This is a genomic window from Paracidovorax wautersii, from assembly GCF_031453675.1.
Taxonomy (GTDB): Bacteria; Pseudomonadota; Gammaproteobacteria; order Burkholderiales; family Burkholderiaceae_C; genus Paracidovorax.
This window is the reverse complement of record NZ_JAVIZX010000001.1, coordinates 3,808,139-3,818,580: the sequence shown is the minus strand read 5'-3', so window position 1 is coordinate 3,818,580 and position 10,442 is coordinate 3,808,139. Positions and strand designations below refer to the sequence as shown.

Annotated in this window: 12 protein-coding genes; 3 read left to right on the top strand and 9 right to left on the bottom strand. The window is 68.7% G+C overall.

Annotated elements, in window-relative coordinates; all coding sequences use genetic code 11:
* Window positions 1-21 precede the first annotated feature (21 nt).
* The 3 genes from QE399_RS17175 to lexA form a co-directional block, all read right to left on the bottom strand.
* Window positions 22-675 carry an alternative oxidase gene (locus QE399_RS17175; RefSeq protein WP_309830610.1) on the bottom strand — a complete coding sequence of 218 codons (654 nt, stop codon included), beginning with the start codon at window positions 673-675 and terminating at the stop codon, window positions 22-24.
* Window positions 676-1,216: 541 nt separating this feature from the next.
* Window positions 1,217-1,642, bottom strand: coding sequence for a hypothetical protein (locus QE399_RS17170; RefSeq protein WP_309830608.1), 426 nt, complete (start codon window positions 1,640-1,642; stop codon window positions 1,217-1,219).
* Window positions 1,643-1,886: 244 nt separating this feature from the next.
* Window positions 1,887-2,561 carry a transcriptional repressor LexA gene (gene lexA, locus QE399_RS17165; RefSeq protein ID WP_309830606.1) on the bottom strand — a complete coding sequence of 225 codons (675 nt, stop codon included), beginning with the start codon at window positions 2,559-2,561 and terminating at the stop codon, window positions 1,887-1,889.
* Between the two features lie 84 nt (window positions 2,562-2,645).
* Between lexA and QE399_RS17160 the strand changes: the two genes are divergently transcribed.
* On the top strand, window positions 2,646-3,653 hold the full coding sequence (locus QE399_RS17160) for an asparaginase (RefSeq protein ID WP_309830604.1): 1,008 nt from the start codon (window positions 2,646-2,648) through the stop codon (window positions 3,651-3,653).
* A 73-nt stretch (window positions 3,654-3,726) separates the two neighbouring features.
* Here the strand turns inward: QE399_RS17160 and adk are convergent, their stop codons facing one another.
* The 6 genes from adk to QE399_RS17130 form a co-directional block, all read right to left on the bottom strand.
* Window positions 3,727-4,383, bottom strand: a complete 657-nt coding sequence (gene adk, locus QE399_RS17155; RefSeq protein WP_309830602.1) for an adenylate kinase — start codon at window positions 4,381-4,383, stop codon at window positions 3,727-3,729.
* A gap of 266 nt (window positions 4,384-4,649) precedes the next feature.
* On the bottom strand, window positions 4,650-5,441 hold the full coding sequence (gene kdsB / locus QE399_RS17150) for a 3-deoxy-manno-octulosonate cytidylyltransferase (protein ID WP_309830600.1): 792 nt from the start codon (window positions 5,439-5,441) through the stop codon (window positions 4,650-4,652).
* A 96-nt stretch (window positions 5,442-5,537) separates the two neighbouring features.
* Window positions 5,538-5,720, bottom strand: coding sequence for a Trm112 family protein (locus tag QE399_RS17145; RefSeq protein WP_309830598.1), 183 nt, complete (start codon window positions 5,718-5,720; stop codon window positions 5,538-5,540).
* A gap of 112 nt (window positions 5,721-5,832) precedes the next feature.
* Window positions 5,833-6,840 (bottom strand): tetraacyldisaccharide 4'-kinase, encoded by a 1,008-nt coding sequence (gene lpxK, locus QE399_RS17140; protein WP_309830596.1) that lies wholly within the window; start codon window positions 6,838-6,840, stop codon window positions 5,833-5,835.
* Window positions 6,841-6,843: 3 nt separating this feature from the next.
* On the bottom strand, window positions 6,844-7,269 hold the full coding sequence (locus QE399_RS17135) for an ExbD/TolR family protein (RefSeq protein ID WP_309830594.1): 426 nt from the start codon (window positions 7,267-7,269) through the stop codon (window positions 6,844-6,846).
* Window positions 7,270-7,305: 36 nt separating this feature from the next.
* Window positions 7,306-7,947: a MotA/TolQ/ExbB proton channel family protein gene (locus QE399_RS17130; protein WP_309830592.1), complete on the bottom strand. Its 642-nt coding sequence runs from the start codon at window positions 7,945-7,947 to the stop codon at window positions 7,306-7,308.
* A 361-nt stretch (window positions 7,948-8,308) separates the two neighbouring features.
* Between QE399_RS17130 and xseA the strand changes: the two genes are divergently transcribed.
* Complete coding sequence (xseA, locus tag QE399_RS17125; RefSeq protein WP_309830589.1) at window positions 8,309-9,649, top strand: exodeoxyribonuclease VII large subunit; 1,341 nt, start codon at window positions 8,309-8,311, stop codon at window positions 9,647-9,649.
* A 167-nt stretch (window positions 9,650-9,816) separates the two neighbouring features.
* Window positions 9,817-10,398: a superoxide dismutase gene (locus tag QE399_RS17120; RefSeq protein ID WP_309830587.1), complete on the top strand. Its 582-nt coding sequence runs from the start codon at window positions 9,817-9,819 to the stop codon at window positions 10,396-10,398.
* The last annotated feature ends 44 nt before the right edge of the window (window positions 10,399-10,442 follow it).

Sequence of the window (10,442 nt, the reverse complement as noted above, 5' to 3'; positions counted from 1 at the left end):
GGGCGGTGGCCGTGGTCCGTCTCAGTGCGCGACCGACCCGAGCTTGTCACCGCGGGCGAGGACATCGGCGAACCCATGGTTGACATCGCGGTGGCCCGCCTCGTCCAGGCGCACCGCCAGAACGACGTCACGCAGGCGGGCCTGGGCGGGCAGATGCCAGTAGTCGATGGCGAGTTGCGGCGCCGCGATGTTCTCCACCCGCCCTGCGTCGATTTCAGCCAGGTAGCGCGTGTAGCTGACGACCGCTTCTTCTTCGAAATAGCCCACCAGACGGTGCGCCGTGCGGGAGGAGAACAGGTAGAGCGCGAAGAAGAAGACGAAGAAGAGGGCCTGCACCGTCAGAATCACGAACCGCTCGAACAAGTTGGGCTTGGCGATCTCCAAAAACACCATCAGGTGCATGCGCTCGTTCTCCGCCTCGTCGAGCAAGGTGCGGATCCATCCGTGGTCGTCGATCATCCAGCGCAGGCAGCGCAGATGGACCAGCATGCCTCCCACCATGCCGGGCACCGCCGCAACGGTCTCGAGCACGATGGCGCGGTTGCCGTAGCGCTTGGCGAAGAAGGTGTCCGCCAAAAAGCGAAGGGCCAAGGTGGTGCCCCGGGCGATCCGGTCCGAGAGGCCAGAGACAGGGTGGTGGATTTCAAGAGGGCGGGGAGAGGTGGAGTCGGTCATACCGGTCTTTCGTGGTCTGGGCTTTGACGCTGCTTCAAAGATGTCTATCGCGCCGCTTAAACATGCATCGATTATGAATATTTATTGCGACCGCTCAATGGGGCAAAGTGACTCAGGCGGTGGAGGCTGACCACGGCACAACGACGGAGCAGCAAAGCAAAGCAGCAAAGCGATGAGACCGCGCAGCGAAGTCACAGGCGAAGGCCGATGCGGCTCTCCGTTGGGGCTAGCACAGAGCCAGAGCCAGCGCCAGAAGCGGACCGTGGCTGGGAGCGAGGCTGGTATGCGGGCGGTGGCTTCACCGTGAAGCCGTTCTGGAAGAGCCCCGTCACGCTGGACCGGATGCAGGCCTGATCGGCTGTTGGCGTCCGTGCGCTCGGCATCGCGTCGGGGCGATGGGGGGCCGGCATGCTGCTTGCGGGGCCGCTTCACTGCGGACTGCAGGGCTGCAGAGCGGCCCGGTGGCCCGACTTCCGCTTCGACCGACCAGCAACCAGCCAGCCAGCGACGCGCAGCGGGCAGCGCGGGTGGAGGCGGTGGCTTACCGCTGGGCCGCTTCGCGCGCGACGAGCCGGTCCAGTTCAGCGCAGACGTCGGCCATGCGGCCTGAGATCATGAGCCGGCTGGGATCGCCGGCGTTCGTGTGCCGTACCACGCGCACCGTACGGCGTGGGGACGCGGCGGGCCGCAGCGTGGCAATGGGCGCCGGCGTACCGAAGCGTTCGGCATTGGCGGCAGCGCGGGAGCGTCCGTCGGTAGCGACGCATGAGCCGGGCAACGCCATCCACAGACCTGGCCGGTGAACCCCCGGACCGTGCTGCGCCGTGGCAGGCCGCAGTGCGCTGGCAGCCGGGGGAGAGGTGCGCTTCGCCTGGCTGCCGGCATTCGGCAGATTGCGGCTGAACCAGCGGCCCAGGGCGCGCACAGGTTGAGAGAGGGAAGAGATGGTGAGCAAGGCCATTGCCATGTGAAAACTCCAGCGGTTGCTGATGCCTGGGCATGCGGACGAGCGAGTTCCACCGCCCCGGGTTCGTACCGCCCAGGGAGATTTCTCTCGATGGCCCACTTGCTTCAGCCAGGAGGATTGAACACAGGCAGGATTTGCGAACAGCGCGATGCCGCAGGGTTGACCGGTGGGAACTGAGTACGGTTACCGCACTCGGCCTCCACCCGACCAGACGCCCGCCACCTACGGCGCGCTGCGGGGACGCCTACATGAGCATGGTGTTGCGGATCAGGCCGACCGCCAGGCCTTCGATCTCGAACGGTTCGCCCGGGTGGACGGTGATCACGGGGTAGTCGGGGTTCTCGGGCAGCAGCTCGATGGCGCTGGCCGTGCGGCGCAGGCGCTTGACCGTCACGTCGTCGCCCAGGCGGGCCACGATGATCTGGCCGTTGCGCGCGTCGCGTGTGGACTGCACGGCCAGCAGATCGCCGTCCATGATGCCGGCGTCGCGCATGGACATGCCGCGCACCTTGAGCAGGTAGTCGGGCTTGTGCTGGAACAGGCTGCCCTCGATGGTGTAGCTCTGGTCCACATGTTCCTGGGCGAGAATCGGAGACCCTGCCGCCACGCGGCCGACCAAGGGCAGCACGAGCTGCGACAGGCCGGGAATGGGCAGATGGAACTGGGTGCCGCGGGCGGCGTTGATGGAGCGAACCGTATCGCTGCGCAACCGGATGCCCCGGGAGGTGCCGCTGACCAGCTCGATGACGCCCTTGCGGGCAAGGGCCTGCAGATGCTCTTCGGCCGCGTTGGCCGACTTGAAGCCCAGCTCTGCGGCGATCTCGGCCCGGGTGGGCGGCGCGCCGGTGCGGGCGATGGCGGTCTGGATCAGGTCCAGAATCTGCTGCTGGCGGGCCGTGAGCTTGGGACTGTCGAGCATGGGGTGTTCCAGTGCGTTCAAAGAGTGGGCTGGCTGGACTGTTTTTTAATCCAGTACCTGTATTTTTTACCAGTTTTTTAAGGGATGCAAGTGGGCGCAGGAAAAATTGTGGTGCTGGGCACCGGCGGGACCATCGCCGGCACGGCGGCGAATGCGGGCGACAACATCGGCTACACCGCGGCGCAGGTCGGTGTGCAGCAGTTGCTGGATGCCGTCCCCGTCCTGGCGGCGCTGGCGGGTGGCGCGCTGGTGTCCGAACAGGTGGCGCAGGTGGACAGCAAGGACATGCCGTTCGACGTGCTGCTGACGCTGGCCGCCCGTTGCGCGCACCATCTGGCCGATCCGGCCGTTGCGGGTCTGGTCATCACGCACGGCACCGACACGATCGAAGAGACCGCCTGGTTCCTGCATGCGCTGCTGGATGCGCGCAAGCCCGTGGTGCTGACCTGCGCCATGCGGCCGGCGACGGCCCTCGTGCCGGACGGCCCGCAGAACCTGCTGGATGCGGTGGCCGTGGCCGCCATGCCCGGCGCCCGTGGCGTGGTGGTGGTGGCGGCCGGCGCCGTGCACGGCGCGCTTTCGGTGCGCAAGGTGCATCCCTATCGCATCGATGCGTTCGACTCGGGAGAGCAGGGGCCGCTCGGCTGGGTGGAGGAGGGGCGGGTGCGCATGGCGCACGCCTGGCCGGTGAACGCCGCCCTGGGCCCGGGCGTCACGGGTGGCTCCTCTGAAGGGACCGCGGCGCCTTCCGCTTTGCCTGTCTGGCCGCGCGTCGAGATCGTCATGAACCATTCCGGCGCCGATGGCCGTGTGGTGGATCTGCTGGTGGCCGACGGCGTGGCGGGTCTGGTGGTGGCGGCCACGGGCAACGGCACGCTGCACCACGCGCTGGAGGCTGCCTTGCTGCGCGCGCAGGCCGCGGGCGTGGCCGTGCGGGTGACGACGCGCTGCACCTTGGGCCGCGTGCTTGCCAGGCCGACGGATGCCCTGCCTGTCGATGCGCAGGGACTGAGCCCGGTGAAGGCACGCATCGCGCTGTGGCTGGAGCTGTACCGGACGCGTCGCACAGCGCAGGGGCCCGCGGCCGGCTGAAAACAACAACGCCCCGCAGGGCGGGGCGTCGAAGAGAGGTGTGGTCGCCGCCGGCTGGCGGCGCCGCACCCGGTCAGCCTGCCAGGGCCTGCAGGGCGCGTTGCGTGATGTCTTCCACGCTGCCGGTGCCGCTGATCTTGCGGTACTTGGGCGCGTTCGCCGGGTCCTGGGCGGCCCAGCCGGAGTAGTAGTCCACCAGCGGTCGGGTCTGCGCGCTGTAGACGTCCAGGCGCTTCTTGACGGTGTCTTCCTTATCGTCTTCGCGCTGGATCAGCTCCTCGCCCGTCACGTCATCCTTGCCTTCGACCTTGGGCGGGTTGAACTTCACGTGGTAGGTGCGGCCGCTGGCGGGGTGCGAGCGGCGGCCACTCATGCGTTCGATGATGGCATCGAAGGGCACATCGATCTCGAGCACGTAGTCGAGCTTGACGCCGGCCGTCTTCAGCGCGTCGGCCTGGGGGATGGTGCGGGGAAACCCGTCGAACAGGAAGCCGTTGGCGCAGTCGGGCTGGGCGATGCGCTCCTTGACCAGGTTGATGATGAGATCGTCGCTGACCAGCTGGCCGGCATCCATGACCGCCTTGGCCTGGACGCCCAGGGGCGTGCCGGCCTTGACGGCGGCGCGCAGCATGTCGCCGGTCGAGATTTGCGGAATGCCGTATTTCTGGCAGATGAAGGTCGCCTGCGTGCCCTTTCCGGCACCGGGGGCGCCCAGCAGAATCAATCTCATGGAAGTCCTCTTAATGTTGAATTCGGCGGCACGATGGCTGGGCGCATGCAGGCCCGGGCGTGTGCTCTTGGTCGCGGGCGAGGATAGCATGCGATCCCCGCGCGGACCTGACGCCCGTCACACGGGTGACGCGTGGCGGTGGTACGGCGCCCGGCACCGCATCGCGCGGCGGTGGACGGCGGTGACCATCGCATCGGGCACACGGGTGGGGCATCGTCCCGGAGCGGCAAAGGCCTCCTGGTGCGCGGTGGTGCAGCGCCTGTGCATCAGCGCATCATGGCGCGCACGCGTTCCAGGTCGGCGGGGGTGTCGACTCCAGGCCCGGGTGCCGCGTCGGTCACGTGCACGGCGATGCGGTGGCCGTGCCACAGCGCTCTCAGCTGTTCCAGCGCCTCAATCGTCTCCGTGGGAGCGGGAGCCAGCAGCGGAAACTCGCGCAGGAAGCCGGCGCGGTAGCTGTACAGGCCGATATGGCGCAGCGGCGCGAAGCCCTGCAGGGCTGGCGCTGCGGCCTGGGCCTGCCACCACGCGCTGCCGGGTGCGTGGTCGCGCGCGAAGGGAATCGGCGCGCGGCTGAAGTAATGCGCCAGCCCGCGTGCATCCAGCACCACCTTCACCACGTTGGGGTTGGCCACATCTTCCGGTGCGTGGATGGCGTGGGCCGCCGTGCCCATGCTGGCGTCGCTGCGCAGGGGCAGCAGGGCTGCGACCGCATCGATCAGGGCGGGGTCGATCAGGGGCTCGTCGCCCTGCACGTTCACCACGATGTCGTCGCCTTCCAGGCCCAGCAGCTCGCAGGCCTCAGCCAGGCGGTCGCTGCCGCTGGGGTGGTCGCTGCGGGTCAGCAGCGCCTCCACGCCATGGGTGCGGCACGCCTCGACGATGCGTTCATCGTCCGCCGCCACCACGGCCCGGGCGGCGCCGCTGCGGGCAGCGCGGCGCGCGACCTGCACCACCATGGGCAGGCCTGCGATGTCCGCCAGCGGCTTGTTCGGCAGGCGGCTGGAGGCCAGGCGCGCGGGGATGATGACGGTGAACGGAGGCAGTGCGGTGCTCATGGCCAGTGAAGAGAGGGTGAAGGGCGCAGCCCTGCGGGCGGAAAGCGCAGGAAGCGGTCCGCAGGCGGCGGATCGTTCGGCTGGCGTTGGGGGGCGTCAAGCTTCGAGTTCGGCGTCGGTCAGCGTGCGTGCCTCGTTTTCCAGCAGCACGGGAATGCCGTCGCGGACGGGGTAGGCCAGCCGGGCGCTGCGCGAGACCAGCTCCTGACGCTCGCGGTCGAAGGAAAGAGGGCCCTTGGTGACGGGGCAGACCAGCAGTTCAAGCAGTTTGGGGTCCATGCGGTGGGTCCGGTGGTGCGCGGAAGGCAGCGTGTGTGCTCTCGGGCGGGGGTTGTCAGGGGTTGGGATGATAGCCAGTGGGCGGGGGGGCGAGCGCGGGCCGAGACCCTGTTCACGCCGCGGCGGGGCGCGGTGCGCCGGCGGTTGCCAGTCGGCGGTCCAGCGCGGGCCAGAAGGCCGGGTCCAGCTCCAGTTGCAGCGGCACGGCCAGCGCGTCCGGATGGCGTGGCCAGAGCTTGACCGCGTCCTTTTCGGTGAAAATCAGCCCATGGCGCCCGTCCTGATTGCGTATCCAGCTATCAAAATCGTAGTGATCCGGCAGTGCTTCCGTCTGCGCCAGGGGCACGCCCTGTGCCCGCAGCATGGCAAAGAAGTCCTGTGGGCGGGCAATGGCCGCCACGGCGTGCCAGCCCGGCGCCTGCTGCAAGGCCTGCAGCGGCACCTGCGTGCCATCGGCTCGCAGGGCCCACGGTGCAAGCACGCGGCGCAGCGCGAAGCCGGGCGCGGCGCCGCCAGGCGGACGGGTGCCGGCGTGAAGCACCAGGTCCACCTTGCGCGGCCAGGGCTCGCGCAGCGGGCCCGCGGGCAGCAGCCAGCCGTTGCCGATGCCATCGTCGTTGAAGACGCAGATCTCCACGTCGCGCGCGAGCGCCCCATGTTGCAGGCCGTCGTCGCACACGATCACGTCGGTGCCGGGGTGCCGCGCGAGCAGGGCGCGGCCCGCATCGGCGCGGCGTGCGGCGACGAACACCGGCACGCCCGTGCTGCGGGCCAGCAGCGCAGGCTCGTCGCCTACCTCGGCGGCGGTACTGTCCACCAGCACTTCGCGGCAGTCGGTGGTGCGGCGGCCATAGCCGCGCGAGACGATGCCGGGCTGCCAGCCGCGGCTTTGCAGGTGCCGCACGACCGCCTGGGTCACGGGTGTCTTGCCTGCGCCGCCGGCGATCACGTTGCCGACGACGATCACAGGCACGGGCAGGCGCTCGCTGCGCAGAATTCGGGCTCGGTAGAGCCACCGCCGCGTGCCGGCCAGCAGGCCGTAGAGCAGGGAGAGGGGCCACAGCGCCACGGCCAGCGGGCCGCGGTGCTTCCAGGCGCGCTGCAGCGCTGCCTCTGCCATGCGCTAGCGGCGCGCGCCGGCCGAGGATTGCGTGGCGAAGGTGATCTGCGACAGTCCGACCCGGCGGGCCGCTTCCATCACCGTCACCACCGCCTGGTGCGGCGACGCCGCATCGGCGCTGATGATTACCACGCTGTCGCGCCCGGCGGTCGCCGCAGCCGAGAGAGCGCGCGCCAGCACGTCGGTGCTCTTGCCGTCGAGCGCGGTCTTGTTGACGGCGTAGCGGCCGTCGGCGGCCACGGAGACGATCACTTCCTTGGGGTGGTCGCGCTGCTGTTCGGCGTCGGCCACCGGCAGCGTGAGCTGCAGTTCGGTGAACTTGCTGTAGGTGGTCGACAGCATCAAGAAGATGAGGATGACCAGCAGCACGTCGATGAACGGGATCAGGTTGATCTCCGGTTCCTCTTTGGGACGGGGACGGAAGTTCATGGCCGCGCGCTCTTCCTCTTCTTCACTAGGTGGTGGTTACTTGCGCAGCCGGCTGATGTGGCGCAGGAACTGCTCGGAAGCCAGTTCCAGCGTCAGCAGGTAGGCATCGACGCGGCTGCGGAAATAGCGCCAGAAGATGAGCGCCGGGATCGCCACGATCAGCCCGAAGGCCGTGTTGTACAAGGCGATCGAGATGCCATGCGCCAGCTGGGCCGGGTTGCCCCCGCCCATGGCCTGGCCGGCGCCGCCGGCACCCGCCTGCGAGCCGAAGATCTCGATCATGCCGATCACCGTGCCCAGCAGGCCCAGCAGCGGCGCGGCCGAGGCGATGGTCGCCAGCGCGCTCAGGTACTTCTCCAGGCGGTGGGCGACGGCGCGGCCGGCACCTTCCATGGCGGCCCGAAGATCGGCCTCGGAGCTTTGAGGATGGCTGTTGAGCGTGCGCAGGCCGGTGGCCAGCACCTCACCCAGTGCGGAGTTCTGCGCAAGCTGGTTGACCACGTCCGGCGAAGGCACGGCGCGAGAGGAGACGGAGATGGCTTCGTCCAGCAGCTTGGGCGGCGCCACGCGCGCGGTGCGCAGGGCCGTGAAGCGCTCGAAGACCAGGGCCAGCGCCAGGATGGAGCAGGCAATCAGGGGCCAGATGGGCCAGCCCGCGGCTTGTATGATCGACAGCAATTCTCACTCCGCACGGAAAAGGCAACGGGCGATTATGGCCTAGCCGGCACCGGCCACCGCCGCAAGCGCGGATGTCTTGCCACCTTGCTGCAGACGGGCGCTTCGCGTCGGATTCTTCCCACAGTTCCTGTGGATAACTTAGTGGGCAACCGATGGGGCAAGTGCTCCAAAGCGGCGCCGGATCACGCGTTTGACAGATTGATGAAAAATCGCGCACCGGAAATTTGTTTGAAATCAATGACTTGCACGTGCCTCTGTGGCTTTGCGGGGCATGCCGCGGGGCCGGCCCGCAATGCTCCCGCTCGCTCCGCGCTGTGGACTACCGCGGTGCCGGCCTGGCCCGGGAAGGCGCAGGTGGCCTGTGTTTGACCGCCCGAACCCAGGCGTGGCGCCGCGAATCTGGGAAGTCGGGGCGCTGTGCCGCGCCATTGCTGACGCGCTGGAGGCCCGCTTCAACCCCGTCGCGGTGCGCGGCGAGATCACCGGCTTCTCGCGCGCGTCCAGCGGGCATTGTTACTTCACGCTCAAGGACGGGCAGGGGCAGGTCCGCTGCGCCATGTTCCGCCGGGCCGCCACGTTGCTAGACTTTCAGCCGCGCGACGGCGAACTGGTCGAGCTGCGCGGGCGTATCGGCGTGTACGAGGCGCGGGGCGATCTCCAACTGATCGTCGAGAGCATGCAGCGGGCCGGGCAGGGCGCGCTGTTCGAGCAGTTCCTGCGGCTGAAAGCGCAGCTGGAAGGCGAAGGCCTGTTCGATGCCGACCGCAAGCGGCCTCTGCCGCTGATGCCGCGCGGCATCGGCCTGGTCACGTCGCCCGGCGCGGCCGCGCTGCACGATGTGGTCACGGCCCTGCGCCGGCGCGTGCCGCACATTCCCGTGGTGCTGGTGCCCGCGCTGGTGCAGGGCGCGCAGGCGCCGGCGTCGCTCTGCGCGGCGCTATCGAAAATGTATCGCCTCGCGCAGCAGGGACAAGGGCTGGAGGGCGATTCGGCACATGCGCCGGTGCCGGATGCTCCGCCTATCGACGCCATCCTGCTGGTGCGCGGCGGCGGCTCCATCGAAGACCTGTGGGCCTTCAATGACGAGCAGCTGGCCCGCATGATCGTGCAGAGCCCGGTCCCGCTGGTCAGCGGCGTGGGGCACGAGACCGACTTCACCATTGCCGATTTCTGCGCCGACCTGCGCGCGCCCACGCCCACCGCGGCGGCTGAGCTGGTATCGCAGCCGCGCTCGGTCTGGCTGGGGGCGCTGGAGCTGCTGCGCGACCGGCTGGACGACGGCGTGCAGCGCCAGCTCGACCAGCGCCACCAGCGGCTGGACCATGTCGCCCAGCGGCTGGGCCGGCCCTCGGGCCTGGTGGGACGCCAACAGCTGCAGCTGGCGCGCCTGGCGCAGCGGCTACGCCATGCGGTGCTATTGAAAACGCAGCGGCTTGCGCAAGCGCAGAGCGCGCTGGAGGCACATTTGCCTCAAAGCGTGGCGCGCAACCTGCAGCAGCGGGCGGACCGCGTCGAGCGGGCGGCGCTGCGCTTGGAGCTGCTGGATCCACGGCTGGTGCTGCAGCGTGGCTACGCCCTGCTCACCGACGTGGCCGGCCAGCCGGTGGTGCGGCCCGCCCAGGTGCAGCCGGGCGATGCCGTCGTGGCGACCATGGCAGAAGGGGCCATCGACCTGACTGTGTCGCAGCGCCGGCTCCTGTAGTGACGGCGCCGCGGGGCTCGGCCGCTTGGCCCCCCTGCGGCAGGGGAGTCGCCCATCGCTTACAGCGGCGGCTGCTATAACTTTCTACAATGCCCTTTCGCCCGCGACGGCTGTGCCGCGCGGGTGCGCAACCGTTTTCAGAATTTCAACCCACGAAGGACTTCACCATGGAACATACCCTGCCACCGCTGCCCTATGCGATCGACGCACTGGCCCCGCACTACAGCCAGGAAACCCTGGAGTACCACCACGGCAAGCACCACAACGCCTACGTGGTGAACCTGAATAACCTGCAAAAGGGCACCGAATTCGAGAGCATGACGCTCGAAGAAATCATCAAGAAGTCCAGCGGCGGCATCTACAACAACGCGGCCCAGATCTGGAACCACACCTTCTTCTGGAACTGCATGGCGCCCAACGGCGGCGGCGAGCCGACCGGCGCGCTGGCCGATGCCATCAACGCCAAGTGGGGCAGCTACGCCGCGTTCAAGGAAGCCTTCGTCAAGAGCGCCGTGGGCAACTTCGGCTCCGGATGGACCTGGCTGGTGAAGAAGGCCGATGGCTCGGTCGACATCGTCAACACCGGCGCCGCCGGCACGCCCCTGACCACCGCTGACAAGGCCCTGCTGACGGTGGACGTCTGGGAGCATGCCTACTACATCGACTACCGCAACCTGCGTCCCAAGTTCGTGGAAACCTTCCTGGACAAGCTGGTGAACTGGAAGTTCGCCGAATCCAACTTCGCCTGAGCGAAGGCGGCGAGCGGCGGGCGCCAAGCGCCCACGCAAAGCAC

What these genes read in the sequence shown, in the direction of transcription:
- QE399_RS17175 (WP_309830610.1), bottom strand. Translation starts at nt 675, where the DNA reads ATGACCGACTCCACCTCTCCCCGCCCTCTTGAAATCCACCACCCTGTC.
- QE399_RS17170 (WP_309830608.1), bottom strand. Translation starts at nt 1,642, where the DNA reads ATGGCAATGGCCTTGCTCACCATCTCTTCCCTCTCTCAACCTGTGCGC.
- lexA (WP_309830606.1), bottom strand. Translation starts at nt 2,561, where the DNA reads ATGCTCGACAGTCCCAAGCTCACGGCCCGCCAGCAGCAGATTCTGGAC.
- QE399_RS17160 (WP_309830604.1), top strand. Translation starts at nt 2,646, where the DNA reads ATGCAAGTGGGCGCAGGAAAAATTGTGGTGCTGGGCACCGGCGGGACC.
- adk (WP_309830602.1), bottom strand. Translation starts at nt 4,383, where the DNA reads ATGAGATTGATTCTGCTGGGCGCCCCCGGTGCCGGAAAGGGCACGCAG.
- kdsB (WP_309830600.1), bottom strand. Translation starts at nt 5,441, where the DNA reads ATGAGCACCGCACTGCCTCCGTTCACCGTCATCATCCCCGCGCGCCTG.
- QE399_RS17145 (WP_309830598.1), bottom strand. Translation starts at nt 5,720, where the DNA reads ATGGACCCCAAACTGCTTGAACTGCTGGTCTGCCCCGTCACCAAGGGC.
- lpxK (WP_309830596.1), bottom strand. Translation starts at nt 6,840, where the DNA reads ATGGCAGAGGCAGCGCTGCAGCGCGCCTGGAAGCACCGCGGCCCGCTG.
- QE399_RS17135 (WP_309830594.1), bottom strand. Translation starts at nt 7,269, where the DNA reads ATGAACTTCCGTCCCCGTCCCAAAGAGGAACCGGAGATCAACCTGATC.
- QE399_RS17120 (WP_309830587.1), top strand. Translation starts at nt 9,817, where the DNA reads ATGGAACATACCCTGCCACCGCTGCCCTATGCGATCGACGCACTGGCC.